A 26,603-nucleotide genomic window follows, 5' to 3' on the forward strand; every position below is an offset into this window, starting at 1 on the left:
GCACCGCGTTCCAGCGCGGTGTTGCCCAGCAGTTCGGCGATGCCCTGGTCCAGGTTGTTCACCGCCACGTGCTGCACGGCCAGCAGCTGGAAGCTCTGGCCGGCATGCTGCGGGTGCTGGGACAGGGCAAAGGTGGCACCTGCACCGAGCTGGCGCTCGCTGCCGCTGCCGCTGTAGAGCACCTGGCCCACGCGCAGCGCATCCAGCCGCGCCTGCGCCTCGGCGTCGGCCCAGCCGGGCTGGGCGAAGCGGCCGGCGCGCGGCTGCACGTAGACCTCCAGCGCGGGCAGGGTGCCGGCATCGGCGCTGGACTGCGCGGCCACGGCGTTGACCTGCTCGCTGTGCCAGCTGGCCACGGTGCTGGCGTTGGGCACCAGCTGCTGGCGCTCGGCGAAGGCGGTGATGCCGTCGCTGGCCTCGGCCATGTCGGCACGGTGGAAGCGGAACGTGCCGCTGTCCGGCAGCTCCGCACTCGGCTCGAACACCACCAGGGTGTGCGCGGCCTCATCGCCCTGCGCCTGCTCGATGCGCCAGGCCAGGCCGGCTTCGGCCAGCAGCCGGGTGACGAAGGCCCAGTCGGTTTCGCGGTACTGGGTGGTGATCGCACGCACGGGCAGCTCGGCCTGCACGTCGAAGCGGAATACCGCCTGCGGGTAGTCGCCGAAGATCTGCTCGCAGATGGCGCGGGTGTCCTGGTCCTGGAAGATCACCGCATTGCGGCGCAGGCGTAGCAGGGCGGTCCAGGGTTCGAGGATCAGGCGGTAGCGGGCCAGGCCGCCATCGCTGCCGAGCTGGGCGGCCTCGGTGCACAGGCCATGCCACTGCCGCAGCGCGCCGTCGGCCTGGCGCAGCTGCAGGGTCAGCGGCTGTTCCAGCCAGGGCGCGAGGTCGAGGAAGGCGTCAGTCGCCAGGCAGTCGATCTGCAGGCGGTTGTCGCCGCAGACCGATTCGGTGCCTTCGAAGCGCTCGACCACCCACGCTTCATGCAGGCCATGAAGCGTGAGCTGGCGAGGATGTTGGCTGCTGAGTGCAATGGCGCGTGCCAGTGCATGGATGGCGTCCATTGCCATGATGAGGGGGAGTCAGCGGGGGGCAGGCGGTCACTGTCCGGCAAGGTCGCAGGGAGGGCCTTTTTGAAACCGTTCGAAGTGTGGGCAGATACGCAGATCGCCGCGCACGAGGGTGCAGATAGCGACAATCGGCAGTGCCGGCTTTGGCTGGGAATCCGGGTGAACGCGACAAGCAGGCATGGATGCACCTCGCCACCCGGTCGGCGACGCACGTGTAGGCCGCGTCAGCGCGCCTGCCAAATCTCTCACGGGGCCTGACGCTCCGGCTCCCTAGGCTTGGGCCTTCCTTCCCCTGGGAGCTCCCATGACTGCTTCTTCCGTCCGCCTCCATATCGAAGACACCGGCGGTACCGGCCGCCCGGTCATCCTCATCCACGGCTGGCCGCTCTCGGCCGAGGCCTGGAAGGCACAGGTGCCGATCCTGCGCGACGCCGGCTATCGCGTGATCAGCTACGACCGCCGCGGTTTTGGCCGCTCGGAGAAGCCCACCGAAGGCTACGACTACGACACTCTTGCCGCTGATCTGGCAGCCCTCATCGAAGAGCGTGACCTGAAGGATGTCAGCCTGGTCGGCTTTTCGATGGGCGGTGGTGAAGTTGCGCGCTACATCAGCAACCACGGTGAGGACCGCCTGCACAGCGTGGTCTTCGCTTCAGCCGTGCCGCCTTACCTGCTGAAGACGGACGACAATCCGGATGGCCCGTTGCCGCAGGCAAAGGCCGACGAAATGCGCCAGGGCCTGGAGAAGGACCGCGAGGAATTCTTCGACGGCTTCACCCGCGATTTCTTCAGTGCCAACGGTAAGCTGAAGGTGACCGAAGAGGAGCGCCAGGCAGCGATTGCGCTGTGCCACCAGTCCGACCAGACGGCGGCCTTGGGGTGCATGAAGGCCTTCGCCACCACCGATTTCCGGGCCGACCTGAAGCGCGTGACCGTGCCTGCGCTGATCCTGCACGGCGACGCAGATGCGACCGTGCCGTTCGAAGGCTCAGGAAAGCGCACGCATGCGGCGCTGGCCGGCAGCGAGCTGGTGCTGCTGAAGGATGCGCCGCATGGCTGCAACACCAGCCATGCTGATGATTTCAATCTGGCGCTGCTGAACTTCCTGAAGAAGTAAAACCTGCGGAAGCGCCGCAGCCGACTTGACCGGGAGGGGTGTGGCGCTCAGCATGCGGGCATTCAGACGCAAGGACGCGTTATGCCCGCAGACCCACAAGCCACGCCTTTTACACGCGAGCCGCTGACGCCTTTTGCGCGGGAGCAGTTGTGGGAGGCTGTGCGTGCCCGCCGTGGGGTGATGGTTGGAAACGTGGTCTTCACCAGCTTGATGGGGGTGATCCTCGCGCTCCTTCCTGCTGCCGCCATATACCTCTTCCCAATCGAGGCACCGTTTCGAATCGGCCTTGGGATATTGGCCCTTGCGGGCGCGGCTGTGACGATTGCACAGGCACGCATGGTGCTTCGGATATTTGGCCCCTACCTGCAAGCCCTTTGGCGCGGGCAGGGGCTCCGGGCAGAGCTTCCGTCGACCTCAGTGCAGGCGTTGCACACTGCCTGGGCGGCAGAAGTGTGGTTCGCCCGCATTGGGAAGGATGGAAGTAATTACGTGGTGCAGCTGGAGCTGCCGGAGCGCTTCGGCCCCATATTCGGAACCCACGTTCAGCACCTGATGATGCTCCCGCGTGCGTCTGCGATGCAGTTCCATGTTGCGCCGTGGGGTGGTCCCCGAAAAGTCCTGTACGCGCTGCATCAGCCCGATGAGCCTGCACCCGCGGCGTACACCGCGCCAATGGCCGGGTGGCCGCTGCCGCCGACGGAGTGGAGCATGGCGGAGTTTCTTGTGGCGGTAGCCCTGATGTTGCTGGGTGCCGCGCTCGCCGCGTGTTTGGTCTTGGTTTCCGGCGCCCATCCCTATCTCGCCGTGCTGTTGCTCATTGTTGCAGGCGGTGGCGGTTTCTGGGCAGGAGGCCAAGGGCTTCATCATGGCGCCCGGCTGTGGAGGCGTCGCGGTGCGGCACCACAGATGGAGGTTCTGGAGGGCAGGGCACAGGGCGTCCTGCACTTCCGTTGGTCGCTTCCCGCTAAGGGTGGGGCATCCATCGCGTACCTCGAACGCTGGATGCTGCTGGGGAACCAATGGCACAGGCTCGTCCGCCTGCCCACGGCGGACTACGCACCGGCCGTGATGCCGCCATTGCCTGAAGTCATCGACGGTGTACGGCTCGAGTATGCCGTGTGGGGCAGAGAGCGGCGCCTGATGCGTGCGTTCGCGGCCGGGGAGGCGTGGATCGGCGGCGAGCTGATGCCAGACGCGCCTTGCTGACAATCACCGTCGTTCACAACCGTTGGTGCGGGACTGCGCCACACTGCCACCATGCCCACCGCACGCACGCCCCCCTGGAAGAAGCCCAACCCGAAGGGGCAGAAGAAGCAGCCGCTGTCCGACGCGCAGAAGGCGGCGGCGCGGCAGCGGGCCGAGGAGAACGGCCGGTGCTATCCGAACCTGGTGGACAACATGTGGGCCGCCAAGCTGCCACGGGGCTAGCGCGCGGGCTCGTCCTCCTCCATCGGCCAGGGTTCCCAGCCGTCTTCCCGCCAGGGCACCAACGTGCGCTGCTGCATGTGGATGTCCTGCTCGGGCAGGCCACTGGCCCTGGCCAGTTCGCGCCGCAGCACGGCGGGATCGGCGCGGATGGGCATGGCGACCTGCAGCACATCACCCTGTTGGCGCACCAGCGGAGGCAGGACATCGGCGTGGTAGCCGTTGATGTAGGACATGGGCCCACGTGAATAGCGCGGCAGGACGATGTACTGCGGGGTGCGCGCGACCACAGGCGCCCAGCGCAGCAGCAGTTCGCCGTGCTGATGCTGCACGATGCGCACCTCGGCCACGTTGGCGGTGTACCCGAAGGTGTTGCGCACCATTACATTGAAGCGCGCCGGGTTGGGCATCAGCCACGCCCACACAGCGATGATGGTGATGAACAGGGCTGCGCCCACGAGCGACCACCACCGTGGCGCTTTTGCCTGAACCTTGTAGGTCAGCGATTCCGGATTCCTGCGCATGGCGCGCCAGTACCGTTTGCGTTGCCGGCGCGTGGGGCTGTGTGGCCCGAGCGGCGAGACCAGCACGCGGGGCGGCAGCTTGGCCAGCCGCGCATCGACCACCTTGATGAAGCCATACGCGGCCAGTGCGAAGGGAATGCCGCAGGTGACCAGGCAGGCAAGCAGGTATAGCGCGTAGATCTGTGAGTCGCTCATTGCGTGGTGCGTACTGCCATCCTGTGCAGGACGTACATGATGGCCGAGATGGACGCCGGTGTCGCTTCTGCCAGCCGACAGCGCCGTGCTGCTTCGTTAGGATGCCGAACCTTTGTTGGGATACGCCGCGTGGCCTTCATGACTGCCCGCCTCCGACGCCTCTGTGGCGCTGGACTGATGCTGTTCCTGCTGCATGGCCTGGCGCTGGCGTCGCTGGGACTGGCGGTGAGGCACTTCCATCACCGCACGCAACTGCTGCTGGAGCCCTTCGCGATGCCGCTGCTGCCAGCATGCGGCGGCCACGACCCGGTGGCGCGCCTGCGCGTGGCCGAGCTGCTGCTGGCACGCGCCGGCGCGCTGGATGATTGGCAGCCTGTGTGCTGGGTGGTGGTGAGCGCACTGCTGTCATCGTTGCTGGGTGCGCTTGCGGTGAGCGTGAACCTGCTGCGCCGGACGCGGGGCGAGCCGTCGTGGGGCACGTGGGGCCTGTTCGGCCTGCATCTGCTGGTGCTGGCCTTGGCGATGCAGCTGCTGCGGCTGTACGAACAGGTGTGGACGGGCATGGTGACCGGCCTGCCGGCGGCATGCATGGTCGGTCCCACCGCCCTGGAAGAGGATACAACGCGCGGGGCACATCGCACCGTGCCGCAGATGCTGGCCAGCGCTGGCCTGCCGGTGCCACAGTTGCCGGATGCCCTGGCGATGGTGGTAAGCGCGCTGCTGCTGGCAGCGATGGTGGTGGGGATTTGGCTGTGGCGGACGCTGCCGCTGTCGGCGGTGGAGTGATGCGGCGGATGGGCGCTGGCATTCGCCGCTGCAGTGCGTCAGGCTATGCCCATGGAAAAGGATATTTCCCTTGACCGGGCCAGCAGATTCCTGAGCCTGGTGCTGCGGCACGAACCGCAGAAGATCGGCCTGCAGCTGGATGCGCAGGGCTGGGCCGAAATTGATGACCTGTTGCAGCGGCTGGGCCGGCATGGGCTGCCGCTGGACCGTGCGCGCCTGGATCGGCTGGTGCAGGAGAACGACAAGCGACGCTTTGCCATCAGCGACGATGGCCTGCGTATCCGCGCCAGCCAGGGCCACTCGATTGCGGTGGACCTTGGGCTTGCGCCGCTCGTGCCTCCGCCGTGGCTGTACCACGGCACGGTGCCGCGCTTCCTGGAAGCCATTGCCACCGAGGGCCTGCGCCCCGGAGAACGCCAGCACGTGCACCTGTCCCTCGACCGCGACACCGCCTTGCAGGTGGGTGCGCGGCGGGGTACGCCGGTGGTGCTCAGCATCGATGCCGGGCGCATGCACGGCGATGGCCATGTGTTCCACCAGTCGGCAAACGGCGTGTGGCTGACCGCGCACGTGCCGCCGAAGTACATTGCTGGATGAAGCGCCTCGCTGTTGCCCGCGGCCTGGGCCCGCCGTTGTTCCTGCTGCCGGTGCTGGCCCTGTGTGCACTGGCGCTGGCCGAGGGTGGCTTCCACTTCCGTGTGCAGTACCTGCTGGAACCCGCAGCGGGCGCCTGCGCGCACCCGGACCTGGCGTCGCGCAGTGCCGTGGTGATGGCGATGGTGGAGCGGGGCCGGGCGCTGCAGCCCTGGGTGGAACTGCGCTGGATTCCCATTGCGGGTGTGTTGCTGGCCTTGCTGGCGGCCGTGCTGGCCGGCGTGTCTGCAGTGCGCCACGCAGCGGGCCGGGTGCGCAGGGTCGCCATCGCTTACCTGCTGCTGCACGCGGGTGCGCTGGGCCTGGCTGGTTGGGCGCTGTATCGGGCCGAAACTGCCTGGGCACGCATGGTGAAGCTGGCGCCGGTGGTCTGCGCGCTGGACCCGGCCAATGCGGACGTGCCCCTTGCGCAGGTGCCGCAGCAGGCCTTCGCGCTGTTCATGGGCAGCAGCGCGGGCCTGCTGCACAACCCCGGGCGGTTGGCGATGGTGCTGGCGGCGACGCTGCTGGTCGCGCTGGTGATGGGGGTGTGGCTGTGGCGCGGTGAGCGCAGGTAGAGTGTCGGTTCCCGCCGGAAACCGGATGTACTGATGCGTTCGTTGCTGCGTGCCGTGCCGTTGTTGCTGCTTTCGCTGGTGGCGCAGGCCGCTGATGTGGATCGCCGTATCGCGGTGACCATCGACGACCTGCCGTGGGCACGCCTGGACGAGATCGTGCCGCCTGATCTGCAGGCGCGTCATGAGGCGCTGATGGCGCAGCTGCATCAGGCGGGCGTGCCGGTGGTGGGCTTTGTCAACGGCAACAAGCTGGAAGTGGATGGCGTGGTGCAGCCGGCGCGGGTGCAGATGCTGCGCGACTGGCGCGATGCCGGCTACGTGCTGGGCAACCACACCTGGTCGCACATGGATCTGAACGCCAAGGGCGTGGCCGCGTTCCAGCAGGATTTCCTGCGCGGCGAGGACGTACTGAAGCCGCTGCTGGCCGAGCGCGGCCAGGTGCCGCAGTGGATGCGCCATCCGTACCTGCGGGCGGGCCGCACGCCGCAGGACCGTGCGGTGATGGACACGTTCTTCGCCGAGCACGGGTACCGCATTGCACCGGTGACCGTCGACAACGGCGAATGGGTCTGGGCGTTCGCTTACGCCAACGTGATGAACGAACAGCCGGATTCACCCGAGCGAGCGGCCACCTTGGCGCGCCTGCGCAAGGGCTACGTGCCGTACATGCTGAACAAGCTGGACTACTACGAGCAGCAGTCGCAGGCGTTGCTGGGATATGCCCTGCCGCAGGTGTGGCTGATGCATGCCAACGAGCTCAATGCAGCAACGTTTGCCGAACTGGTGGCCGCCACCAAGCGCCGCGGCTATCGCTTCATTTCGCTGGAAGAGGCGCTGCGCGACCCGGCCTATGCGCGTGGCACCGAGGGCTACGATGGCCGCTATGGCCCCAGCTGGCTGCACCGCTGGGCGATGGCCGAGAAGAAGCCGAAGGCGTACTACGGCAACGAGCCGGCAGTGCCGCAATGGGTGAAGACGCTGGCCAGGGTCGATTACGAATGACGGCCGGCCGCTAGCCGTCAGCGCTTGACGGCCAGCACGCCGTCCAGCGCCAGTTCGGCCTTGAAGCCTGCTTTTTCCAGGCGCTTGGCGACTTCGCGCGGTACGTCGCGGCCGCTGGTCAGCTTGTTCGGCGCACCGGTGTAATGGAACAGGCGGCCTCCCTTGCGGATGACGCGCGCGAGGTGGTCGTAGAACGCCTGCGAATACAGTTCGCCAGCGATGCCGAAGCGCGGCGGGTCGTGCAGGATGGCATCGACGCTGTTGCTGGCCACCTGTTCGATCTGCTGCGAGACATCCCCCTGGCCGAACTGCAGGCGGCCACCGGCGGCGGCCGACTCCGGGTCGGGCGACCACGGGTTGAGCGTGCGCAGCCACATCACGTCGGCGTTCTTTTCGAACGAGCGGATCTGGCCGACGCCGGCTTCCAGCGCACAGGCGGCAAAGTAGCCCAGGCCACCGCAGGTATCGAGGATGGATTTACCTGCCGGGGCGACCAGTTCGACCTTGCGGCGGGCATCCTCGAACGGCGACAGCTTGGAGGTCGGCAGCATCTTGATGCCATCGATCTCGAAGGTGGGTGCGCCCCACTCGGTGGGCACCAGCTTGATGAGCGAACCACTGAAGCGCGAGATCGGCGCGAAGTCCTCGCCATCCCAGTAGTACAGCGTGCGGTCCTTCAGCTTGCCCGGCCACGGGTACGGCCGGCCGCGGAAATTGAAGCCCTCGGCGTCCAGGCCGACGGTATCCTGGCTGCGGCCCAGGTCGAGCGAGCCCTGCCAGTCGGCGGCACCCTTGTCGTGCGCGCGGCGCAGGGCATCGGCGCTGTCGCGGGTGAGCAGGGGGCCGGTGTAATGGGTCACGGCGGATACCGGGGCTGGGCGGGGGAGGGCATGGTACCCGACCGGCCGTGAGCCCTGCAGGGACAGGCCGGGTCTCTGTCAGGGGGAACTGCTGCAGCCAAAGCCGTGCGTGGTGCCCGGGCTAGCGAGAAAACTGGCACCTTCGGAAGGACTACCGCCCTGCAGCGCGCAGGCGCGGCGATGCACGGCCTGGGTCGCGGGTGGCTGCCGCGAGTACTCATACTGCATGCTGCCGTCGTCCAGCAGCTGCCAGTGCACGGTGACCCGCGTGCGCTGCCCGTCGTCCGTTTCCCAGTCAATCGTACGCAGTACCAGCGTGCGGCCATCGTCGGTCTGGTGCACCTCGTCATAGGCGCCGGTGGTGGTGACCGGCACGACGGCAAAGAGCAGCGACAGCAGCATGGCGTGGCCCCAAAAGCGGCCAGCCTCGGGTCTGCAGCAGCGCAATACCATCAGGAAAGTTGCAGATCATTCGCACTTCACCGCATACACCGGCCCGGCACCGATCAGCAGCAGGGCCATGTAGTCGCTGTCGCCCGCCTTGGCCTTCAGCGAGGCGCCCCGCTTGGTGTGGAACAGGCCGAAGCCGCCAGCGCGGCGGATCAGGGCGCTGTCGATCTGTTCGGCATCGTCGCGGAAGTAGCGGGCGATGTCGGTGCGGCTGGCCTGGGTCAGTGCGTTGGGCTCGCGCTGCCAGTGGCCGTCGCGCTCGAAGGAGACAAAGTACTGCCCGCCTTCCTTGTCGATGCGGAACTCGGCGGGTTTGCGCGTGCTGGTGGTGAAGCAGCCCTGCAGGGGATCGGAGGAGAACGGCAGCTGGGTATCGCCGGAACAGGCGCCCAGCAGCAGGAGGGTGCCGGGCAGCAGCAGGCGGAGCGCGCGCATGGGATGTCCCGACGGGGCAGGTGCAGCTAGTGTAGGGCGAGGGCAGGGCCTGCCCGTACCGATAATCGGCAAGAACCGGGGAGCTGCGATGGCACAGGGCAAGGCACCGTGGTGCGGGTTGGCAAGCTGGCTGGGGCTGCTGGCCGGGTGGGGCGCGGGTTGGCTGGCGGCGCTGGCCTTTGGCGGCAGCGCACCGGCGGCCGGGCTGAGCGTGGGGGTGCTGGCCTCGGCAGTGGTTGGGTTGGGGCTGGCCGTGGCGGCGCGGGCGCGGGATGAGCGCCATGCGTGGCTGGGCATCGGCGGCGCGCTGTTGAGCGCGCTGCCGTTGAAGCTCTACCTGTTGCGGATGCTGTTCAAGCTGTAGGCGGCTCTACAGGAAAGAACCGCAGCGTCACGCTGTGCGATGGATTTCCAGCGTCACGTGTACCAGTTCTTCGTGCACGGCGAGCGCCTGGCGCAGCAAGTCGGCATCCAGATCGACATCGCTGGTGACCACGCTGGCAGCCACGGCGTACTTGCCACGGCCCACCTGCCACACATGCAGATCGGCCAGGCGTGCCGGCCAGGGCCCCTGTTCGATCACTTCGCGTACTTCCGCGACCACCGGCGCGTCCATCTGCGCATCCAGCAGCACGCGGCCACTGTCGCGCAGCAGGCCGACGGCCCAGACCGTCACCAGCACGGCGCCCACCAGGCCCATCACCGGGTCCAGCCAGGCGGCGCCCCACAGCTTGCCGCCAAGCAGCGCAACGATGGCCAGCACCGAGGTCGCGGCGTCGGCCAGCACATGCATGTAGGCCGAGCGCAGGTTGAGGTCGTGGCCATGGGCATGACCGTGCGCGTGATCGTGGTGGTCATGGTCGTGGTCGCGTCCATGCGCGTGGCCATGCCCGTGGCCGTGATGGTGGTGGGCATGGCCCGGGCTGTCATGCAGCCACCACGCGCACAGCAGGTTCACTCCCAGGCCGACCACGGCGATGAGGATGGCCTCGTCGTAATGGATGGGCGCAGGCACCCACAGGCGCTGCAGCGACTGCACGGCCATCAGCGCGGCCACGCCGAGCAGGGCAATGGCACTGGTGTAGCCGGCCAGGATCTCGATCTTCCACGTGCCGAAGGCAAAGCGCGGGTCGTGCGCATAGCGCCGTGCGCAGCGGTAGGCGAACACCGAAAGGCCGAGCGCCAGTGCGTGCGAGCTCATGTGCCAGCCATCGGCCAACACGGCCATGGAGTTGAACCACCAGCCGCCGAAGATCTCGATGAACATCATGCTGACGGTGAGCCACATGGCACGGCGGGTATTGCGTTCGGCCAGTGGATTGCCGTCGTCGAAGCGATGGTCGTGGCGGCGGGAGGCGGCGAGGGCGTCCAGGTGCATGGGGGCATTCATGAGTGGAAGGATACCCCCATAGGGTATACGATACGTCCATGGCACATGTACACAAGAACCGGAAACAACTGCTGACCCGGGTGCGCCGCATCGGCGGCCAGGTGGCGGCGCTGGAGCAGGCATTGGACCGCCCGGAGGGCGCGGCGGGCGACTGCGCGGACGTGCTGGTGCAGGTGGCCGCCGTGCGTGGCGCGGCGCACAGCCTGCTGATGGAGCTGCTGCACGAGCACCTGCAGGAACACGTGGTGGCTGCCGAAGACCCGCAGCAGCGGGCGGCGGAAGCCGAAGTACTGGTGGAACTGCTGCGCCGCTACGGCAAATGACCCGGTAGTGCCGGCCGCTGGCCGGCAGTCCGCCGGCTGCGTCGTGACCGCTTAATGTTATATAGTAACATTTCCATCCGCAGCCCCTCGCCCCGCATGAACCCTGTTTCCCGCGCCGACCGCCGCCTGCCGGTCACCGTGCTGTCCGGCTTCCTGGGGGCCGGCAAGACCACGTTGCTCAACCAGATCCTGCGCAACCGCGATGGCCTGCGCGTGGCGGTCATCGTCAACGACATGAGCGAGGTCAACATCGATGCGCAGCTGCTGCGCGACGGTGGTGCCGAGCTGCGCCGCACCGAGGAAACGCTGGTGGAGTTCAGCAACGGCTGCATCTGCTGCACCCTGCGCGACGACCTGCTGCAGGAAGTACGCCGCCTGGCCGATGCCGGGCGCTATGACTACCTGCTGATCGAATCCACTGGCATCGGCGAGCCCATGCCGGTGGCTGCCACCTTCGCCGTACGCGACGAACAGGGCTTCAGCCTGAGCGACATCGCGCGCCTGGACACGATGGTGACCGTGGTCGATGGCAGTGCGTTCCTCGCTGATTTCGGATCGACCCTGCGCCTGGCCGAGCATGGCCAGCAGGCCGGCCCGGACGATGACCGCGGCGTGGTGGACCTGCTGTGCGAGCAGGTGGAGTTTGCCGATGTGATCGTGGTGAGCAAGGTCGACCAGGCCGATGAGGACGTGCTGCAGGACACGCTGGCAGTGCTGCGCGGCCTGAACCGCGATGCGAAGCTGCTGCTGTCTTCATTTGGCGATGTGCCCCTGCGCGAGCTGCTGGACACTGGACGCTTCGACTTCGAGCGCGCGCAGCGTGCGCCGGGCTGGGTGAAGGAACTGCGCGGCGAGCACACGCCGGAGACCGAGGAGTATGGCATCGGCAGCTTCGTCTATCGCTCGCGCCGGCCGTTCCACCCGGGGCGTTTCGCACGCGCGCTGCAAGAGGGCATGCCCGGGGTCATCCGCAGCAAGGGCTGGTTCTGGCTGGCCAACCGCATGGACTGGGTGGGCGAACTGAGCAGCGTAGGTGCGGCGACGCGTACGCAGGCGGCTGGCTTCTGGTACGCGGCGCGCGAGCGCGTGCGTGCCGGCAATGAGGACACCACGCCGCTGTTGCCACCGACACCGCTGCCGTACAGCGACCTGGGCTGGGCGCGGCAGCAGGCCGACTGCTGGAGCGCGCCGCTGCCGGAGCGGGAGGAATTCCCGGATGGCGAGGCACACGCGGCGATGGCCCGCCTCTGGCACCCGCTCTGGGGCGACCGCAGGCAGGAGCTGGTGGTGATTGGCGTGCACATGGATGAGCGTGCGGTGCGCGCGGCGTTGGATGCGTGCCTGCTCAACGACAGCGAACTGCGCGCGGGGCCGTTGTTGTGGCAGCAGTTGCCGCAGGCGTTTCCGGTGTGGAAGCGCTGAGGGCAGAAGCAGCCACGCGTGGCGTGGCTCTACAACGCGTCGCGCCACTGCCAGCCATCGCCGTCGACCTGCAGCACCTGCGTTGGCCGCAACGCGCGCAGCAGGTGGGTGTCATGGCTGACCATCACCAGTCCGCCTTCCCACGCACCCAGCAGCGATTCCAGTGCCTGTAGTGCCGTCAGGTCCAGCGCGTTGCCGGGCTCGTCCAGCAGCAACAGCTGCGGTGCCGGTTGCGCGTAGAGCACGCTGGCCAGGGCACCCTTCACCCGCTCGCCGTCGCTGAGGCTGCTGGCGGGGCGCTGGATGCGGTGTGCATCCAGCCCGAGCAGGGCCAGCCGTGTGCGCAGCTCGGCCGGGTCGGCGGCCGCGTTGGCCGCCTGCACGGTGTCGAGGATGCTGCGCTCGCCAGCCAGGGCCAGCAGTTGCTGGTCGAGCAGGGCCAGCGGTGCATGCCGCTGCACCTCGCCCGCACGCGCCTGCAGCTGCCCGGCCAGTACGCGCAGCAGGGTGGATTTGCCGCTGCCGTTGTCGCCCACCACGGCGATGCGCTGGCCACGGCGGATCTCCAGCTGCAGCGGTGCGCTGCAACCGTGCGGCAGCACGAGATCGTGTGCCTGCAGCAGGCGCGCGCTGCCACGCTCGCCATCGCTGGCAAACAGGGCAAGTTCGGGGGCGGCCTGCACGGCTGCCGCCGCACTGCGCAGCTGCTGCGCGCTGGCCTGCAGGCGGTCGGCGTGGATCTGCTGCGCGCGGCCCTGGGTGGCCTCCGCACGCTGTTTCTGCCCGCCCAGCAGGATCGGTGCCTGGTTGGCCTGCTTGGCATCGCGGTTGCCGCGCGCTTGCCGCTGCTGCTGGCGTTCGTGCTGTTCGCGCGCGCTGCGTTGCTGCTGGCGGTGCTGCGCGCGGGCATGGTCGAGCTGCGCGGCGGCGGCATCGCGCTCGGCCGCGCGCGCGTCGGCATAGTGCTGCCAGGGCCCGCCATAGCGGTGCAGCCCGCGTCCATCCAGTTCCACGATCTGCTGCATGTTGGCCAGCAGTTCGCGGTCGTGGCTGATGACCAGCAGCCCGCCTGGCCAGCGCTGCAGCTGCTGGTACAGCTGCTGGCGGTTGCGCGCATCCAGATGATTGCTGGGCTCGTCGAGGATGAGCCAGTCGGCACCGCTGGCCCATGCGCCGGACAGGGCCACGCGCATGGCCTGGCCGCCACTGAGGCGTGCGGCTGGCTGGGTGGGCTGCAGGTCATCGGGCAGGCCGAGGGCATGCCATTGCTGCTGCAGGCGTTCGCGCAGGTCCCAGCGGTCGCCGACGCAGGCGAAGTCCGCTTCGTCGATGCTGCCGGCTTCGATGCGCGCCAGCGCTGCCAGTGCATCACCGACGCCGGCCAGTTCGCCGACCGAGCCGCGTGGCGGGTAGCCGGGCGTGGGCAGCAGGAAGACCCGGCCGCTGCTGCGTACCTGGCCGTTGTCGGGCAGCAGTTGCCCGGCCAGCAGGCGCGCGAGCACGCTCTTGCCGGTGCCATTGGCGCCGACGAGGCCGGTGGCCACCGGTTCAAAGGAAAACGACAGTTCGGAAAACAGCGATCGGCCATCGGCCAACCGATAGGACACGCGATCGAGCGCGAGGGAATGCGTGGTCATGCGACCTCCATGGGATGCCTGGTTCTCCCCTGCGCACAGGGGCGGGAAGAGTCGGGCCGTCTAGTGGAAAGACGGCGGCATCACTGGCGCATCGGTCGCGAGCCTCTTGGAGGAATGAGGGGGGATTATAACGCTGGTGGCTGAATGGTCGCGGTGGCGATGCCCCTTCATCCACGCATGGCGTGGATCTACTGAATCGTCGTGGCGATGCCCCCGTCATCCACGCATGGCGTGGATCTACCGGGCTACGGGACGGTATCCAGCCGCACGCTGATGAAATCGATGAACACCCGCAGCTTCGGCAGCACGTGGCGGCCGGAGGGCCACAGCAGGTGGAAGGTGCCGCAGGAATGCACGTGCTCATCGAGCACGGTGACCAGGCGGCCCTCGGCGAGGGCATCGCGGACCGAGTGCACCGGCACGAAGGCCAGGCCGATATCGCGCAGGGCCAGCTCCACCCGCGCTTCGATGGTATTGGCGACCATGTGCACCGGCAGGTCCTGCGCAGCCTGTTCGTCCGGCCACTGGACCGGCCACGGCTCTAGCTTGCCGCTGCTGGGGAATTTGTAGTGCAGCAGGGTGTGCTGCAGCAGGTCGGCGGGGGCCTTGGGCACGCCGCGCCGCTGCAGGTAGGACGGTGAGGCGACGATGCGCCGTGGAAACACGCCCAGGCGCCGGGCATTCATCCGCGAATCGCTGGGCTCGCCGACGCGCAGCACGGCATCGAAGCCTTCCTCGATGACATCGACCAGGCGGTCGCTGAAATCCAGATCGAGGCGGATGTCCGGATAGGCGGCCATGAAATCGGCGAGCAACGGCAGGGTCAGGTCACCGACCAGCGGCAGGCTGATGCGCAGCGTGCCACTGGGTGCGGCGTGCGGCTGGGCCAGTTCGGTGCGTGCAGCATCGCGCTCGGCGAGGATGCGGCGGCAGCGCGCCAGGAACAGCTGGCCTTCTGCGGTGAGGGTGATGCTGCGCGTGCTGCGGTGGAACAGGCGTACGCCCAGCGCGTGCTCCAGCCGTGCCACGCACTTGCCGGCAGCCGAGGCGGAGATGCCCTGCAGGCGGCCGGTCTCGACGAAGCTGCGGGTGTCGGCGGCATGCACGAAGGTCTGCAGGTTGGCGAGGTTGTCGAGGACGGACATGGGCGGCGCAGCGGGAAAACCGCAGGGTAGGGCCAGTTGCAGCGTGCGGCTAGGTGGCCGTTGCAACACTGCGGTTCAACACCGCTGCGCTGGCAGCCGGCCCGCGCTGTCCGTGCAGGGCGCCGATTGCGGACCTGCCGGTCCGCGAAGCGCGGAGCGCCGCCCCGCTTTTTGCAGCGGCGCGCGCTGCCTAAGGTGGCGGCCCTCCCCCCAAGGATTGCCCCATGAATGCTCTTCCTGTCGATGCCTCCACGCCCACACTGCCCGGCGTGGCCCACGTGCTGCAGCAGGCCCGCAGCGCCTGGTGGGTGCGGTGGTGCTGGTGCGCGAACACGGCGTGCTGCGCCATGCCAGCGCCAGCGGCCTGGCCGACCGCGAGGCGGGTACGCCCATGCAGCGCGACCAGCTGTTCCGCCTGGCATCGGTGAGCAAGCCGCTGCTGACCACGGTGATCCTGCGCCTGGTGGCCGACGGCGTGCTCGATCTGGATGCGCCGGTGCAGCGTTGGCTGCCGACGTTCCGCCCGGCGCTGGCCGATGGCAGCGTGCCGCCGATCAGCCTGCGGCAGCTGCTGAGCCATAGCAGTGGCCTGGGCTACCGCTTCCTCGAAGCCGACGCCGCAGGGCCGTATGCGCGTGCCGGCGTCAGCGATGGCATGGACGCGAATCCGCTTAGCCTGCAGGACAACGTGCAGCGCATCGGCCAGGTACCGCTGCTGTTCGCACCGGGCAGCCAGTGGCTGTATTCGCTGGGCGTGGATGTGGCCGGTGCCGTGGCCGAAGCGGCGAGCGGGCAGACGCTGCAGCAGCTGTTCGATCGCCTGCTGGCGCAGCCGCTGGGCCTGCGCGATACCGGCTTCAGCACCGCGCAGGGCGCGCGGCTGGCCACCGCCTATGCCAGTGATGTGCCGCAGCCGCATCGCCTGCAGGAGGGCGAGATCGTCGCGCCGTTCGATGGCACCGTGGGCATCGAGTACAGCCTGGCACGCGCTACCGATGCCAGCCGCTATGCCTCGGCGGGCGCTGGCCTGATCGGCAGCGCCGATGACGTGATGACCGTGCTGGAGGCCCTGCGCGATGTGCAGGCGTCTACCGTGCTGCCGCCAACGCTGGTGGCCGAGATGGGCCGCCCGCAGGTGGGCGGGCAGGGGCCGGCCGATCCGCCGGGCTGGGGCTTCGGCCTCGGCTTTGCGGTGTTGCGCGACCCGGCCGCCTCAGGCACGCCGCAGGGCGTGGGCACGTGGCGCTGGGGCGGTGCCTACGGCCACAGCTGGTTCGTCGACCCGGCGCGTGGCCTCAGCGTGGTGGCGCTCACCAACACCCTGTACGAGGGCATGCACGGTGCGTTCGTCGATGACCTGCGCGATGCGGTGTACCGCGATCTGGAGGCGGCGCAATGAGCGGCCATGCCATCGACGCATCGTCGCCCGCAGGTGAAGCAACGCGGTTGCCGTGGAACGGCCTGCTAGCCCTGGCCGGGGGCAGCTTCATCACCCTGCTGACCGAGACCCTGCCGGCGGGCGTGCTGCGGCCGATGGGACAGAGCCTGGGCGTGAGCGATGCGGCCGTGGGCCAGCTGGTGAGCGTGTATGCACTGGGGTCGGTGCTGGCGGCGTTGCCCATGACGGCGCTGACCCAGCGGCTGCCCCGCCGGCCGTTGCTGCTGGCGGCGATTGCCGGCTTCGTGCTGGTCAACGCACTGACGGCGCTGACCAGCAACTACACGCTGCTGCTGGTGGTGCGCTTCCTGGCAGGCGTGGGTGCGGGCCTGTTGTGGTCGCTGGTGGCGGGCTATGCCGCGCGTATGGTGGTGCCCGCGCTGCAGGGGCGGGCGATTGCGGTGGCGATGGTGGGTTCGCCGCTGGCGTTGTCGCTGGGCGTGCCGGCGGGCACGCTGCTGGGCCAGCAGATCGGCTGGCGCTGGGCGTTCGGCCTGATGGCGCTGCTGGCGGTGCTGCTGCTGGGCTGGGTGCGCTGGGCGGTGCCTTCGCTGCCGGCGGCGGGCGGCGGCCAGCGGGTGCCGCTGGGCACGGTGTGGCGCCTGCCCGGCGTGCGCAGCACCCTGCTGGTGATGGCGCTGTACGTGCTGGCGCACAACGTGCTGTACACCTACATCGAGCCGCTGGCGATCCTGGCCAACGCGCAGCACTGGCTGGACCGCGTGCTGCTGGCCTTTGGCGTGGCCGCCGTTGCCGGCATCGGCATTGCGGGCTGGGGCGTGGATCGCCACCTGCGCGCGCTGGTGTGGGCGGCGGTGGCCGGTTTCGTGCTGGCGGTGGCGGCGCTGCTGCTGTGGCCGGGCGTGCCGCAGGTGCTGCTGCTGGCCAGCGTGCTGTGGGGCGTGGCGTTTGGCGCGGTGCCGACGCTGTTCCAGACCGCCGTGGCCCGCCGTGCCGGTGCCGCGGCCGACCTGGCGCAGTCGATGCTGGTGACCGGCTGGAACCTGGCGATTGCCGCAGGCGGCGTGGCGGGTGGCGTGGTGCTGCAGTCGGTCGGCGCAGGGCAGCTGGCGTGGTTGCCGCTGCTGTTGCTGGCCGTGTGCGCGGCGTGGTTGTGGGTGAGGCCGAAGGCCTGGGCGTAGCGGCGGTTGCGTGGGGTTGCCGGCCAGCGGCCGGCACTACCAGGGCGGCGTCATCCACGCATGGCGTGGATCTACTGAGCGCAGCGAACCGCGTTTGCCTTTGCTCTTTCTGTTGATTCCGTGGTGTGACGCCGCAGCAATGTGCCACCGCCCCGGCCAAGCGCGCGATCATTGCGCACGCCGCCCCGCCGCGAGGGGCTCCGCCGTTGGCCGTCATTCTTCCGCGCCGGCCTGTTCGATCGGCACGCTGCGTGGGTTCTGCATGTCCTCGCGCGCGGCGCCGTAGCGTTGCTGGCGCTGGTGGTGGAAGGCGATGAACGCATCGCGCGGCAACGGGCGCGAGAACAGCCAGCCCTGCCCGAACTGCACCTGCTGGCTGTGCAGGTAGGCCAGCTGCGGTTCGGTTTCCACGCCTTCGGCCACCACCCACAGGCCCAGTTCCCTGGCCATGTCGATGATGTGCGGGGTGACCGGACTGGTGGCGCTCTCGGTGCCGATGGCATCGACGAACGACTTGTCGATCTTCAGCGCATCCAGCGGCAGCTGTTCCAGGTACTGCAGGCTGGAATAGCCGACGCCGAAATCGTCGATGGCGATGCTGTGGCCGGCGCGGCGCGCAGCGGCCAGCATGGTGCGTGCACGGTCAGCATCAAGGAAGCCGCGTTCGGTGGCTTCCAGCCAGATCTGCTGCGGCAGGATGCCGCTGCCGGCCATGCGCTGGGTGATCGACTTCAACGCGCGGCCGCTGATGATGTCCTCGGCCGCGAGGTTGATGGCGATGTGTGCGCTGCGGTCCTGCACCAGCAGGTCCCGCATGTCCGACACCACGTTCTCGATCACCAAGTCGGTGAGCGCGGTGATCAGACCGTGTTCCTCGGCCAGCGGCACGAAGATGTCCGGCCGCACCTGGGTGCCGTCGGGGCGCTGCCAGCGCACCAGGGCTTCGGCGCCGACGCAGATGCCGGTCTCCAGCTCGATGATGGGCTGGTAGTGCAGGTACAGCTCGCGGCGGCGGATGGCGATGGCCAGCTCGCCACGCAGCGAGAGGCGGCGGCGCGACAGCCAGATCACCACGCCGGTGCCGATGCCGGCCAGCAGCAGCCCCACCGGCACGAACAGCCAGGCCTGCTGGCGGAAGGTGGCCGCCAGCGCGGTGCGCGGCCCGGTGGCGATGGCCAGCCACTCGTTGTTGCGGGCGGTGGCGTACAGGATGTCGTTGTCGAGGCCCTCGCCAGGCTCGCGCAGCAGCCGCGCCAGCAGGGCCTCGTCGATGCCGCTCTGCTTGGACAGCAGGCGACCGTCGGGGCTGGCCAGGGCCAGGCGCACCTGCGGGTCGGCGATGACATCGACGAAACGGCGCGGGTCGACCAGCGTGTCGTAGGAGCCGTACAGGATGGACAGCACCTTGCGCTGCTCGGTGGCCTGCGGGCGCACGTCCACCTTGATGCCGGCCCCATCGCTGGTGACATGGTCCGGGGTGGGCTGGGCGACATCCCCCTCGAACGCACCCCACGAGGTGCACCGCAGCTTGCCCGCCTCGAAATAACCCATCTGGTCGACCGAGGGCGTGGTCATCACCAGCGTCTGCAGGCGCCGCACGTGCGCGGCGCTGCACGGGGGCAGGCGCGACGCTTCGGCGGACTTCAGCACGGCCAGCGATTCCTGGTAGGAGACGTCGGCGCGACGCAGGGCGCGTTCGGCGATCTCGTGCAGGCGCCGCTGTTCCAGGCCGACGGCGCTGTTCCAGGTGGCATAGACCATCGCGGCGATCGGCACGATGGCCATCAGGATCGCCAGCAGGGTCGCCCCGATGATGACGCCCAGGCGGCTCATGGCAGGGTTTCCAGCGGGCGGGGCAGGGCGCTGCGCATGGCGGGCCGGTCCTTGGTCGGATGCGCTATCTGAGCATGTTGCAGCGCCGGGGGAAATGGGCGGGGCCACCAAGGGGACGTATTGGGATGAAAGCGCTGAGATTTGACGCGTCCACCCAGCGGGACGCTGGCGCTCGGCGCCGCAGAGGACTAACGTCGGGAACTTCACCCGCCCCTTCCCGCGCCCATGACCGAGCCCGCCACGCCCCCCGAACACCTGCGCCGCAGCCTGTCCAACCGCCACCTGCAACTGATCGCCATCGGCGGTGCCATCGGTACCGGCCTGTTCATGGGGTCGGGCAAGACCATCAGCCTGGCCGGCCCGTCCATCCTGTTCGTCTACCTCATCATCGGCGCGATGCTGTTCTTCGTGATGCGGGCGATGGGCGAGCTGCTGCTGTCCAACCTGCAGTACAAATCCTTCATCGATTTTTCCACCGATCTGCTCGGCCCCTGGGCCGGGTTCTTCTGCGGGTGGACGTACTGGTTCTGCTGGATCGTCACCGCCATCGCCGATGTCATCGCCATCGCCGCCTATGCGCAGTTCTGGTTCCCTGAACTGCAGGCATGGATACCCGCACTGCTGTGCGTGATGCTGCTGCTGGGCCTGAACCTGGTGACGGTCAAGCTGTTCGGCGAAATGGAATTCTGGTTCGCGCTGATCAAGATCGTGGCCATCTGCGCGCTGATCATCACCGGTGCCGGCCTGGTCGCGTGGGGCTTCACCTCGCCCAGCGGGCATACCGCTTCGCTGTCCAACCTGTGGAATGACGGCGGCATGTTCCCGATGGGCCTGGTCGGCTTCTTCGCCGGTTTCCAGATCGCGGTGTTCGCCTTCGTCGGCATCGAGCTGGTGGGCACCACCGCCGCCGAAACCGCTGACCCGGAGCGCAACCTGCCCAAGGCGATCAACTCGATCCCGGTGCGCATCATCATCTTCTACGTGCTGGCCCTGGTGGCGATCATGGCGGTGACGCCCTGGCGCCAGGTGGTGCCGGACAAGAGCCCGTTCGTGCAGCTGTTCGTGCTGGCCGGCATTCCCGCCGCGGCCAGCCTGATCAACTTCGTGGTGCTGACTTCGGCCACCTCGTCGGCCAACAGCGGCATCTTCTCCACCAGCCGCATGCTGTACGGCCTGGCCGAAGAGGGCCACGCCCCGCGCGGCCTGTCGCGCCTGTCGCGCGCGGCGGTGCCGGCCCGCGGCCTGCTGTTCTCGTGCCTGTGCCTGCTGGGCGGCACCCTGCTGATCTACCTGATCCCGAACCTGGTGACCGCCTTCACCCTGGTGACGACATTGGCGACGGTGCTCTTCATCTTCGTCTGGTCGCTGATCCTGGTGGCCTACATGGTCTACCGCCGCCGCTACCCGGAACGCCATGCGGCGTCGATCTTCAAGATGCCCGGCGGCGTCACCATGTGCTGGGCGTGCCTGGTGTTCTTCGCCGGCGTGCTGGTGCTGCTGAGCCTGCAGGCCGACACCCGCCAGGCCCTGGTGGCCAGCCCGGTCTGGTTCGTGCTGCTGGGCGCGGGGTATTGGCTGCGGAGGCGGGCGGGGTAGAGTCGACCGTTGGTCGACTATCGCGCGCAGCGCGGGGTTTTCGCGTTCTGATCGGGAGAGCAGTCGACCAACGGTCGACTCTACCGGGATTCACCAGAATTTCGCGGGCGCGGCCGGATCATCCGGCCGCCATGACCCTCCGCCTTGTCCTCATTGCGCTGTTGCTGCTGCCGGGCCTGGCCAGCGCCCGTACGGTCTACCGCTGCGTGCAGGGCAACACGGTCAGCCTGGCCACCGCGCCGGAGCCGGGCTCGCGCTGTACGCCGAAGGAGATCGACGACAACGCCATCCAGGCCCCCAACCTGTGGGGCAACATGGGCGTGTTCAGCGGCGTGCTGTACGAACGCGAGCAGGACGGAGCGCTGGTCTATTCCACCCGCAACCTGCCCGGTTCGCGCGTGTTCCTGAAATTCACCGTCGCCACCCCGCCCGGTGAGCCGGCCCACGAAGGCCTGGGCAGGGTCGGCAAGCCGCAGCTGGCCCAGCATGCCAAGCAGTTCAAGGCGGCCGCCAAGGCTACCGGTGTCGACGACGCCTGGCTGCGCGCGATCGCCCATGCCGAGAGCAACTTCGATGCGCTGGCCGTCTCCAGCAAGGGCGCGCAGGGGGTGATGCAGCTGATGCCCGATACCGCGCTGGAGTACGGCGTGCGTGATCCGTTCTCGCCGCAGCAGTCCATCGACGGCGGTGCCCGCTACATGCGTGCGCTGCTGCGGCGCTACAACGGCGATCGCGCGCTGTCGGCGGCCGCCTACAACGCCGGCATCGGTGCGGTGACCCGCTACAAGGGCGTGCCGCCGTATGCCGAAACCCTGGCCTACGTGGACAAGGTGATGGCGCTGTACGCGCGCTATCGGGAAGCGATGGGCATCCGCAGCGAAGTGCCGGCGAAGTAGCCCGGCTCGACGCGAAGCGTGGTGGTGGCCGGGCCGCAGCCCGGGCCTCAGCGCGAGGTGTCGCCACTGGACAGTGCGTACTGCTCGATGCGGCCTACCCGCGCGATTGCCGCCTGTACATCGGCGCGCTTCTTCAGTGCGCGCCAGCGTTCATCGCTCTGTGCTTCGGCCGGCAGCGAGGGGTAGACGCGCATGTCCTGCAGGCTGAGGAGGGTGCTGCTGCGTTCCTCGGTCGACTCCAGCTGCGCGATCAGAACGGCGGCAGCCCCATCCAGATCACCGTCATCGATGAGCATTTCGCGATGGATGAGCGCGGCCTCGTCGCGTAGGCCGATGATCGTCGCGCGGGCCTGGTCGGCGGTGGCTGTGTCCGCGCGATCCAGCGCTGAAGTGAACTGCAGATAGGCACGTACTGCCTGGCCGTACGGGCTGAGGTCGTCGACGCTGGCCAGTACCTGTTGGCTCTCTTCCTTATGGCCGGTGATCGAAAGCATGGACGCCAGATTGAGCGTGTGCTCGGCGTGTTCCTGGGTGAGCGTGCCGACCTGCTGGGCCAGGCGCGCGGCTTCCAGGGCCTGGTCGATATGGCCGAGCCGGCGCAGGGCCATCATGCGAGTGTTCAGCAGCCACGCCAGCCACTCTGCTTCCTCGTCCGAGAAACGGTTGCCCGCTTCGATCATCCGTGCCATCGGCTCGGTGAGCTGCACGATCTGTTTGTGTTCACCGGCCAGCAGTTGCGCATCCGCGAATGCACTCAGCTGTGCGTTGATGGCACGATCCAGCAGGCTGGCCACCCGCAGCCTGTCCAGTTGCCGCTGCGCGGCATTTTCAACGTTGAAGCGCGCATCGCCCCGGTCGACGTAGCGATCGAAGCGCTTGTCGCTGCGCAGGGCGATCAGTTCCAACGGGGTGTCGATGCGTGCCAGCGTGGCGGGCACCTGCCCGCCCTTGCCGTGTTCGATCTGCAGCTCCGCCAGCGCGTGCCACAGCTCGGTGGGTTCGCTGCCGTAGCTCTTCCAGCTGTTGTCGAACAGGGCCTGCAGCACCGCCAGGCGCTGTGCGGGTGCATCGCGCAGCATGTACAGCAGGTAGCCCACTGCATCTTCGTTGATCGCCAGGGGGTGGCTGGAATGGATGCTGGCCTGGACCAGACGGTCGACGGCCTGCGCGGCCTTGTTCTCGCTGATGTCCAGGGCCACCAGCGCGACAAGCGTACCGGCATCGTCGGGCTGCGCGGCCAGGCCTCGCTGCAGGTAACGACGGGAGAGCTCCGGCTGGCCCTGCATGCCCGCCACTGTACCGGCCATCTGCGCGTTGAGCGCCTGCTGCGCGGGCGGCAAGCGATCCAGGCGCGGGTCGTCCATCAAGCGCTCCACGGCAAGCATCGCGCCGAGCAGGTTGCCGCTGCCGGCGTCCGCCTGCGCGACCAGCCATGCGTCTTCATAATCAGACAGCTCCGCATCGGCACTGCGTTCGGACGGTGGCGCCGCTGGGGCAGCGGAGAGCGGAGAGACCGCGTACAGTGCAAGCACTGCAATCAGAAAAGGGCGGCGCAGGGTGTGCGTGCAGGGCATGGCGATGTCCTTCCTTGGGTACCTGCAGATTTGAACCCGCGCGCGGGTGCGGGGCAAGCGTTGGTGCGGCTGGCATGACCTGCGGGCATGGCGATATCCCGGTCGAACGTCTATCGTCGTGGCCTCTTTCAGGGCAGGGCGAACGCGAGCGATGGCACGGCGGCAATGGATGGCAGTGGGTGTGGTGGTGGTGGCAACGGCAGCTGCGCTGGCCGCGACCTGGTGGGAACGCCCCGCACAGGCACCGGACGCGCCCGTTGGCCCGCAACCCACGCCGCTGGCCTGGACTGCGCAGATCGAGCCACTGGCCGGTGATGGCCACCCAGGCGACCGCGACGGCGCCTCGGCCCAGGCGCGTTTCGCCGAACCCTATGCACTGCTGCGCAGCGCCGATGGCAGCGTGTACTTCACCGATGCCGGCGACAACAACCGCATCCGCCGCCTTCTGGCCGATGGTCGCGTTGAAACGGTGGCCGGGCAGGGCGAGGGCCTGGCCGATGGGCCGGGTCTGCAGGCCCGCTTCAATACGCCGTCGGGCATTGCCGCCGATGCGCACGGCAACCTGTACGTGGCCGACACCGGCAACCACGCGATCCGCCGCATCGGCACCGATGGCCAGGTGACGACCGTGGCCGGTGGCACCCAGGGCTTCGCTGATGGCCCGGCGGCGCAGGCGCGCTTCGATGGCCCGATGGGTATTGCCGTGGACGCGCAGGGCCAGGTGTTCGTGGCCGATACCTGGAACGACCGCATCCGGGTGATCGGCACCGATGGCAACGTGCGTACCGTGGCCGGTGGCGATCGCCCCGGCTTCGCCGATGCGGTGGCTGGCGAGGCCCGCTTCGACACACCGGTGGCGCTGGCCTTCGATGCGCACGGTGCGCTGCTGGTGGCCGACTTCTTCAACAACGCGGTGCGCCGCGTCGGCGCCGATGGCACGGTCAGCACCGTGGTCGGCAACGGCGGTGTGATCAACGGCCCCCTGTCGCTGGCCACGACCCACGATGGCGTGCTGTACGTGGGTGATTTTGCCGGGCGCCTGGTGCAGGTGACCCCGCAGGGCCACCAGATCACGCTGCTCGGCAACGACCGCCTGCCACGCCTGGCCCGGCCCAGCGGGCTGGCCGTGGAAGACGACGGCAGCCTGCTGGTGGCCGACGCCGCCGGCTATCGCATGCACCGCGTGCGCCCGCTGGCGGTGGGCGCGCTGCCTGCACCCGCGCTGGTGGGCCCGGCCGCGGATGCCGTGTTGCCCGACACCGGCGGTCGCTGGCCGCTGGCCCCGCAGGAGGGCTGGCATGAAGTGGTCGGCACGCTGGGCGAAGTGCGCGGCACCTTCACTGGCGAAAGCCGCCACCACCTGCACGGCGGCTTCGACGTGCGCGGCGACGTCGGCCAGACCGTGCTGGCCATCGCCGACGGCAAGATCAGCAGTCCGATCGCGGCCTGGAGCCTGGGTGGCCAGGCCGAAGGGCTGGCGGTGGGGCGCTTGAACTACATCCACATGCGGGTGGGCCGCACGCCCGCCGGCCAGCCGTTCGACGCGCGCTGGCAGCCGCTGTACAGCGAGGACGGCAAGCTGGAGCGCATCCGCGTGCGCCGTGGCACGCGCATCCACGTGGGCGACCGCCTGGGCAGCATCAACAGCCAGGCGCACGTGCACCTGCAGGTGGGCACCAGCGGTTTCGAGACCAATGCGGTGGCGCTGGGCTTCACCGGTTACGCCGATCACTTCGCACCGCGCATCACCGATGTCGGCCTGCTGGATGACAACGATCAGCCGCTGGCCGCCGGCAGCGATGGCGTGGTGATGCTGGCCCGGCAGGGGCGTGGCGTGCAGATCGTGGTGGAAGCGTGGGACCAGGTGGACAACAACCTGCCGCGCCGCCGCCTGGGGCCGTACCAGGTGGGCTACCAGATCCTCGACGCCGCCGGGCAGCCGCTGCAGGGCTACGAGCAGCCGCGCTGGAACATCGTGTTCAACCGCATGCCGCCGCAGAAGCAGGCGGTGAAGGTGGCCTATGCGCCGGACAGTGGCATCACCGTGCATGGCAGTGCGGTCACGCGGTTCCGTTACCTGGCCACCAACACCGTGCGCGACGGGCTGATGGAAACCGGGCGCTGGCAGCCGGCTGCCTTGCCGCCGGGCGAGTACATCATCCGTGGCAGTGCGCGCGACTACAGCGGCAATGAAGGCATCGGCAGGCGCGAGATCAGGGTGCGGCTGCTGCCATAGCCGCCGCCGGTGCGCCGCAGCGTTCGCGCTCGGCGTCCATGTCTTCCAGTGGCCGCACCTCGATGCTGCCGAAGCGCGCCCACGGGAAATCGCGGGCGATGCGCATGGCTTCGTCGCGGTCGCGTGCGCGGATGAGGTTGAAGCCGGCCAGCAGTTCGCGGGTTTCGGCGAAGGGGCCATCGAGCACGCGGCTGTGGCCATCGCGCACGCGCAGGGTCTGGGCGGTGTCGACGGGTTGCAGCTTCTGCGCGGCGAGCAGGGTGCTTTCGGCCTGCAGCTGATCGGCGTGGGCGAGGCAGTCGCGCATCAGGGCATTGAATTCTTCGCTGGGCAGGGCCTGCAGCAGGGCGGGTTCGATGTAGATGAGGAGCAGGTACTGCTGCATGGCCACGGTCCTGGCGGGGGCGGGGTTCCATGATGGCGCAGGTTTGCCTGCGGGCATGCTGCAGCGCGAAAGGCCGCCTGCGGCGGGGGATCGGCGAACGGCGGGGCCCCTCCGTGGTGGGTTGCTGAAAGCTGGGGAAACTGAGGGTTGGCCGGGAGGGTGGGTTGGCTGGGGGACGCCGTGAATACGTCCCTGTAGGCTCGGTCGCCGCATCCATGCGGCTCACGCCCCCAGCCAACCCACCCTCCCGGCCACGGACACGTTCCCGCGCGCCCACCACGGAAAATCAACAGAAAAGAGCAAAAGCGGGTCGCTTCGCTCGCACAGCCGAGGCCGCCAGCGCACCGCTTTGGCCGTTGCTTCTGCTTTTGCTTTTTTCTTTTGATCTTCCGGGGTGGGTCAGCCGCGTGAACCTGTCCGGGGCCGGTCGGGGTGGGGGCGCGGGACCGCAGGCGCCATGGATGGCGCCTACGAGCCCCCATGGATGGGTTCACGGCGTGTCCCGCGCCCC

At 68.6% G+C, this 26,603-nt stretch carries 25 protein-coding genes and 1 pseudogene; 15 read left to right on the top strand and 11 right to left on the bottom strand.

What is annotated here, in order from left to right:
• Positions 1–1,064, bottom strand: a 1,064-nt coding sequence (locus C1927_RS02590; RefSeq protein WP_254051530.1) for a type VI secretion system Vgr family protein, incomplete at its 3' end; no start/stop codon positions are given.
• Between the two features lie 310 nt (positions 1,065–1,374).
• On the opposite strand from C1927_RS02590, the gene C1927_RS02595 reads away from it, so the two are divergent.
• From C1927_RS02595 to C1927_RS21515, 3 genes are all read left to right on the top strand, one after another.
• The gene (locus C1927_RS02595) at positions 1,375–2,187 is read left to right on the top strand and encodes an alpha/beta hydrolase (protein ID WP_108745861.1); all 813 of its coding nucleotides are present in this window, start codon (positions 1,375–1,377) and stop codon (positions 2,185–2,187) included.
• Positions 2,188–2,268: 81 nt separating this feature from the next.
• Positions 2,269–3,393, top strand: coding sequence for a hypothetical protein (locus C1927_RS02600; protein WP_108745862.1), 1,125 nt, complete (start codon positions 2,269–2,271; stop codon positions 3,391–3,393).
• A gap of 51 nt (positions 3,394–3,444) precedes the next feature.
• Positions 3,445–3,615 carry a hypothetical protein gene (locus tag C1927_RS21515; RefSeq protein ID WP_174208665.1) on the top strand — a complete coding sequence of 57 codons (171 nt, stop codon included), beginning with the start codon at positions 3,445–3,447 and terminating at the stop codon, positions 3,613–3,615.
• On the opposite strand, the gene C1927_RS02605 is transcribed toward C1927_RS21515, so the two are convergent.
• Positions 3,612–4,331, bottom strand: coding sequence for a hypothetical protein (locus tag C1927_RS02605; RefSeq protein ID WP_108745863.1), 720 nt, complete (start codon positions 4,329–4,331; stop codon positions 3,612–3,614). The genes C1927_RS21515 and C1927_RS02605 overlap by 4 nt on opposite strands.
• A gap of 39 nt (positions 4,332–4,370) precedes the next feature.
• Between C1927_RS02605 and C1927_RS02610 the strand changes: the two genes are divergently transcribed.
• From C1927_RS02610 to C1927_RS02620, 4 genes are read left to right on the top strand one after another with little or no spacing between them, the layout of a single operon-like run.
• Entirely contained in the window at positions 4,371–5,117 is a 747-nt protein-coding gene (locus C1927_RS02610) for a hypothetical protein (RefSeq protein WP_159095287.1), read from the top strand.
• 51 nt (positions 5,118–5,168) lie between these two features.
• On the top strand, positions 5,169–5,714 hold the full coding sequence (locus C1927_RS02615) for an RNA 2'-phosphotransferase (RefSeq protein WP_108745865.1): 546 nt from the start codon (positions 5,169–5,171) through the stop codon (positions 5,712–5,714).
• The gene (locus C1927_RS21310; RefSeq protein ID WP_159095288.1) at positions 5,711–6,328 is read left to right on the top strand and encodes a hypothetical protein; all 618 of its coding nucleotides are present in this window, start codon (positions 5,711–5,713) and stop codon (positions 6,326–6,328) included. Before C1927_RS02615 ends, C1927_RS21310 begins: the two co-directional genes overlap by 4 nt.
• Before the next feature lie 33 nt (positions 6,329–6,361).
• Positions 6,362–7,330 carry a polysaccharide deacetylase family protein gene (locus C1927_RS02620; RefSeq protein ID WP_108745866.1) on the top strand — a complete coding sequence of 323 codons (969 nt, stop codon included), beginning with the start codon at positions 6,362–6,364 and terminating at the stop codon, positions 7,328–7,330.
• A gap of 17 nt (positions 7,331–7,347) precedes the next feature.
• Here C1927_RS02620 and C1927_RS02625 read toward each other — a convergent pair whose 3' ends face one another.
• From C1927_RS02625 to C1927_RS02635, 3 genes are all read right to left on the bottom strand, one after another.
• On the bottom strand, positions 7,348–8,190 hold the full coding sequence (locus C1927_RS02625; protein ID WP_108745867.1) for an MnmC family methyltransferase: 843 nt from the start codon (positions 8,188–8,190) through the stop codon (positions 7,348–7,350).
• Between the two features lie 78 nt (positions 8,191–8,268).
• Positions 8,269–8,592, bottom strand: a complete 324-nt coding sequence (locus C1927_RS02630) for a hypothetical protein (RefSeq protein ID WP_108745868.1) — start codon at positions 8,590–8,592, stop codon at positions 8,269–8,271.
• Positions 8,593–8,658: 66 nt separating this feature from the next.
• The gene (locus C1927_RS02635; protein ID WP_108745869.1) at positions 8,659–9,075 is read right to left on the bottom strand and encodes a hypothetical protein; all 417 of its coding nucleotides are present in this window, start codon (positions 9,073–9,075) and stop codon (positions 8,659–8,661) included.
• Positions 9,076–9,163: 88 nt separating this feature from the next.
• Here C1927_RS02635 and C1927_RS02640 point away from each other — a divergent pair, with 88 nt between their 5' ends.
• A complete protein-coding gene (locus C1927_RS02640; protein ID WP_079220447.1) occupies positions 9,164–9,439 on the top strand; it encodes a hypothetical protein in 276 nt (91 codons plus the stop codon).
• Positions 9,440–9,466: 27 nt separating this feature from the next.
• Here C1927_RS02640 and dmeF read toward each other — a convergent pair whose 3' ends face one another.
• Complete coding sequence (gene dmeF / locus C1927_RS02645; RefSeq protein ID WP_079220448.1) at positions 9,467–10,453, bottom strand: CDF family Co(II)/Ni(II) efflux transporter DmeF; 987 nt, start codon at positions 10,451–10,453, stop codon at positions 9,467–9,469.
• Positions 10,454–10,503: 50 nt separating this feature from the next.
• Here dmeF and C1927_RS02650 point away from each other — a divergent pair, with 50 nt between their 5' ends.
• Complete coding sequence (locus C1927_RS02650; RefSeq protein ID WP_079220449.1) at positions 10,504–10,788, top strand: metal-sensing transcriptional repressor; 285 nt, start codon at positions 10,504–10,506, stop codon at positions 10,786–10,788.
• A 96-nt stretch (positions 10,789–10,884) separates the two neighbouring features.
• Positions 10,885–12,210 (top strand): GTP-binding protein, encoded by a 1,326-nt coding sequence (locus C1927_RS02655; RefSeq protein WP_108745870.1) that lies wholly within the window; start codon positions 10,885–10,887, stop codon positions 12,208–12,210.
• A gap of 29 nt (positions 12,211–12,239) precedes the next feature.
• On the opposite strand, the gene C1927_RS02660 is transcribed toward C1927_RS02655, so the two are convergent.
• Both C1927_RS02660 and C1927_RS02665 read right to left on the bottom strand, forming a co-directional pair.
• Complete coding sequence (locus C1927_RS02660) at positions 12,240–13,847, bottom strand: ATP-binding cassette domain-containing protein (RefSeq protein WP_108745871.1); 1,608 nt, start codon at positions 13,845–13,847, stop codon at positions 12,240–12,242.
• Between the two features lie 245 nt (positions 13,848–14,092).
• Positions 14,093–14,992: a LysR family transcriptional regulator gene (locus C1927_RS02665; RefSeq protein ID WP_079220452.1), complete on the bottom strand. Its 900-nt coding sequence runs from the start codon at positions 14,990–14,992 to the stop codon at positions 14,093–14,095.
• 224 nt (positions 14,993–15,216) lie between these two features.
• Between C1927_RS02665 and C1927_RS02670 the strand changes: the two are divergent.
• Together C1927_RS02670 and C1927_RS02675 are read left to right on the top strand one after the other, a co-directional pair.
• Positions 15,217–16,391, top strand: a pseudogene (locus C1927_RS02670) (serine hydrolase domain-containing protein).
• Entirely contained in the window at positions 16,388–17,572 is a 1,185-nt protein-coding gene (locus C1927_RS02675; protein WP_079220454.1) for an MFS transporter, read from the top strand. The pseudogene C1927_RS02670 and the gene C1927_RS02675 overlap by 4 nt, the downstream one beginning before the upstream one ends.
• Before the next feature lie 213 nt (positions 17,573–17,785).
• Here the strand turns inward: C1927_RS02675 and C1927_RS02680 are convergent, their stop codons facing one another.
• Positions 17,786–19,405, bottom strand: coding sequence for an EAL domain-containing protein (locus tag C1927_RS02680; protein WP_108745872.1), 1,620 nt, complete (start codon positions 19,403–19,405; stop codon positions 17,786–17,788).
• Positions 19,406–19,630: 225 nt separating this feature from the next.
• Between C1927_RS02680 and cycA the strand changes: the two genes are divergently transcribed.
• Together cycA and C1927_RS02690 are read left to right on the top strand one after the other, a co-directional pair.
• Positions 19,631–21,001 carry a D-serine/D-alanine/glycine transporter gene (cycA, locus tag C1927_RS02685; protein WP_108745873.1) on the top strand — a complete coding sequence of 457 codons (1,371 nt, stop codon included), beginning with the start codon at positions 19,631–19,633 and terminating at the stop codon, positions 20,999–21,001.
• 131 nt (positions 21,002–21,132) lie between these two features.
• The gene (locus tag C1927_RS02690) at positions 21,133–21,897 is read left to right on the top strand and encodes a lytic transglycosylase domain-containing protein (RefSeq protein ID WP_108745874.1); all 765 of its coding nucleotides are present in this window, start codon (positions 21,133–21,135) and stop codon (positions 21,895–21,897) included.
• A 47-nt stretch (positions 21,898–21,944) separates the two neighbouring features.
• Here C1927_RS02690 and C1927_RS02695 read toward each other — a convergent pair whose 3' ends face one another.
• Positions 21,945–23,429, bottom strand: a complete 1,485-nt coding sequence (locus tag C1927_RS02695) for a hypothetical protein (protein ID WP_254051531.1) — start codon at positions 23,427–23,429, stop codon at positions 21,945–21,947.
• Between the two features lie 193 nt (positions 23,430–23,622).
• Between C1927_RS02695 and C1927_RS02700 the strand changes: the two genes are divergently transcribed.
• A complete protein-coding gene (locus C1927_RS02700) occupies positions 23,623–25,707 on the top strand; it encodes an NHL repeat-containing protein (protein WP_108745876.1) in 2,085 nt (694 codons plus the stop codon).
• Here C1927_RS02700 and C1927_RS02705 read toward each other — a convergent pair.
• Positions 25,685–26,092, bottom strand: a complete 408-nt coding sequence (locus C1927_RS02705) for a YciI family protein (RefSeq protein ID WP_108745877.1) — start codon at positions 26,090–26,092, stop codon at positions 25,685–25,687. The two genes, C1927_RS02700 and C1927_RS02705, sit on opposite strands and share 23 nt — an antisense overlap.
• Between the last annotated feature and the right edge of the window lie 511 nt (positions 26,093–26,603).

Origin of the sequence: Stenotrophomonas sp. ZAC14D1_NAIMI4_1, from assembly GCF_003086775.1 — a bacterium.
Lineage (GTDB): Bacteria > Pseudomonadota > Gammaproteobacteria > Xanthomonadales > Xanthomonadaceae > Stenotrophomonas.

Excerpts from the sequence above, each read along its gene's own strand:
- C1927_RS02595 (WP_108745861.1), top strand. The coding sequence starts at position 1,375 with ATGACTGCTTCTTCCGTCCGCCTCCATATCGAAGACACCGGCGGTACC.
- C1927_RS02600 (WP_108745862.1), top strand. The coding sequence starts at position 2,269 with ATGCCCGCAGACCCACAAGCCACGCCTTTTACACGCGAGCCGCTGACG.
- C1927_RS21515 (WP_174208665.1), top strand. The coding sequence starts at position 3,445 with ATGCCCACCGCACGCACGCCCCCCTGGAAGAAGCCCAACCCGAAGGGG.
- C1927_RS02605 (WP_108745863.1), bottom strand. The coding sequence starts at position 4,331 with ATGAGCGACTCACAGATCTACGCGCTATACCTGCTTGCCTGCCTGGTC.
- C1927_RS02610 (WP_159095287.1), top strand. The coding sequence starts at position 4,371 with ATGGCCGAGATGGACGCCGGTGTCGCTTCTGCCAGCCGACAGCGCCGT.
- C1927_RS02615 (WP_108745865.1), top strand. The coding sequence starts at position 5,169 with ATGGAAAAGGATATTTCCCTTGACCGGGCCAGCAGATTCCTGAGCCTG.
- C1927_RS21310 (WP_159095288.1), top strand. The coding sequence starts at position 5,711 with ATGAAGCGCCTCGCTGTTGCCCGCGGCCTGGGCCCGCCGTTGTTCCTG.
- C1927_RS02620 (WP_108745866.1), top strand. The coding sequence starts at position 6,362 with ATGCGTTCGTTGCTGCGTGCCGTGCCGTTGTTGCTGCTTTCGCTGGTG.
- C1927_RS02630 (WP_108745868.1), bottom strand. The coding sequence starts at position 8,592 with ATGCTGCTGTCGCTGCTCTTTGCCGTCGTGCCGGTCACCACCACCGGC.
- C1927_RS02635 (WP_108745869.1), bottom strand. The coding sequence starts at position 9,075 with ATGCGCGCGCTCCGCCTGCTGCTGCCCGGCACCCTCCTGCTGCTGGGC.
- C1927_RS02640 (WP_079220447.1), top strand. The coding sequence starts at position 9,164 with ATGGCACAGGGCAAGGCACCGTGGTGCGGGTTGGCAAGCTGGCTGGGG.
- dmeF (WP_079220448.1), bottom strand. The coding sequence starts at position 10,453 with ATGCACCTGGACGCCCTCGCCGCCTCCCGCCGCCACGACCATCGCTTC.
- C1927_RS02650 (WP_079220449.1), top strand. The coding sequence starts at position 10,504 with ATGGCACATGTACACAAGAACCGGAAACAACTGCTGACCCGGGTGCGC.
- C1927_RS02655 (WP_108745870.1), top strand. The coding sequence starts at position 10,885 with ATGAACCCTGTTTCCCGCGCCGACCGCCGCCTGCCGGTCACCGTGCTG.
- C1927_RS02660 (WP_108745871.1), bottom strand. The coding sequence starts at position 13,847 with ATGACCACGCATTCCCTCGCGCTCGATCGCGTGTCCTATCGGTTGGCC.
- C1927_RS02665 (WP_079220452.1), bottom strand. The coding sequence starts at position 14,992 with ATGTCCGTCCTCGACAACCTCGCCAACCTGCAGACCTTCGTGCATGCC.
- C1927_RS02675 (WP_079220454.1), top strand. The coding sequence starts at position 16,388 with ATGAGCGGCCATGCCATCGACGCATCGTCGCCCGCAGGTGAAGCAACG.
- C1927_RS02680 (WP_108745872.1), bottom strand. The coding sequence starts at position 19,405 with ATGAGCCGCCTGGGCGTCATCATCGGGGCGACCCTGCTGGCGATCCTG.
- cycA (WP_108745873.1), top strand. The coding sequence starts at position 19,631 with ATGACCGAGCCCGCCACGCCCCCCGAACACCTGCGCCGCAGCCTGTCC.
- C1927_RS02690 (WP_108745874.1), top strand. The coding sequence starts at position 21,133 with ATGACCCTCCGCCTTGTCCTCATTGCGCTGTTGCTGCTGCCGGGCCTG.
- C1927_RS02700 (WP_108745876.1), top strand. The coding sequence starts at position 23,623 with ATGGCACGGCGGCAATGGATGGCAGTGGGTGTGGTGGTGGTGGCAACG.
- C1927_RS02705 (WP_108745877.1), bottom strand. The coding sequence starts at position 26,092 with ATGCAGCAGTACCTGCTCCTCATCTACATCGAACCCGCCCTGCTGCAG.